1 protein-coding gene is annotated in these 1252 nt (G+C 77.6%); it reads right to left on the reverse strand.

All coding sequences use genetic code 11. The features are described 5' to 3' along the window. The coding region (locus tag HW577_RS25235) for a tetratricopeptide repeat protein (protein ID WP_198378831.1) at positions 1-1252 on the reverse strand (1252 nt) is incomplete at both ends.

Raw genomic sequence — 1252 nt, forward strand, 5'->3', positions numbered from 1 at the left:
CCGCCGTCGCCGGATCGGGCGCGCGCGATGCCTCGGCGCGCAGGCGCCCCGCATTGCCCGCGGTCACGCCGCCGCCGCCACCCGTCGCAGGGGTGGCGACGCGGATGCGGCGCGCGATCTCGTCAGCCTCCGCCGTGCGGCTCTGCCGGCGCAGCGCCTGCTCCAGGCCCTGCAGCGCCGGCTGGAAGTTCGGACGGCGCGCGAGCGCGGCGCGGAACCGCATCTCGGCCGTGCTGAGGTCGCCGCGGCTCAGCGCGATGTCGCCCAGCAGCGACTCGGCATCCGTGCGGTCGGCGGCGGCTTCCCGCCCGACGGCGCGGCGTGCGACCTGTTCGGCGGCGTCGGTCTGGCCGCGGCGGAACAGTGTCTGAGCCTCGGCCAGGTCGACGGCGTAGGAGGCGCCTTCGAAGGCCTGGCGCCAGTTGCTCGCGCGCGTTGGATCGGCGGCCATGGCGCGCTCGAGCAGGCCACGCGCCTCGGCGACGCGGCCCTGGCGCAGCCGCACCACGCCAAGCCCGCCGAGCGCGTCGGCATCCTGCGGGTTGCTGGCGAGCGCGGTCTCGAACGACCGCGCGGCCTCGAGCAGGCGGTTCCCCTCCAGGCTCTGGAAGCCGGCGACGCGCGGCAGGCCCGCGGCGCGCTCGGCGCGCAGCGACGGGTCGCGGATCTCGGCGAGGCGTCGCTGCAGCGTGCCGTCGTCCGGCCGCACTGCGAGGTATTCGGCGATCGGCCCCTCGGCCGCCTCGTTGACGCCGAGCCAGAGCACTGCCTGCCGCCAGGCCGGCAGGGCCTGGGACGCCGCGGCGGGCTCGCGCGAAAGCGCCGCGAGCTGCGCGATGCCCTGCGCGCGCGTCGTCTCGCGATAGGTCAGGACCTGCGCCGCGGCCACGCGCGCGCGCACATCCTGCGGCCGCCGCGCGGCGAAATTCGCGAGCTGCCGCCGCGCTTCCTCCCAGCCGCCTTCCGTGCCGGCGAGGGTCAGCCAGTATTCCACCGCGAAGGTGTCGGTCGGCGGGCCGCCGGCGAAGGCGTCCCGGTAGCGCGTCAAGGCTTCCGGCACGCGCCCGTCGCGAGACAGGCGGCGCGCTTCCTCGACGAGCCCGCGGTCGACGGTGACGCCGCGCGTCGCTTCCTCGACGCCGGTCGCGTTCGGCGCGACGGCGCGCAGCCGCGCGATCAGCGCCTCGGCCTCCGTCCGGTTGCCGAGCGCGGCCTGCGCCTCGGCCGCGCCGGCCAGCGCCTCCGGGTTGCG

Source organism: Neoroseomonas rubea, from assembly GCF_016106015.1.
Classification (GTDB): Bacteria; Pseudomonadota; Alphaproteobacteria; order Acetobacterales; family Acetobacteraceae; genus Neoroseomonas; species Neoroseomonas rubea.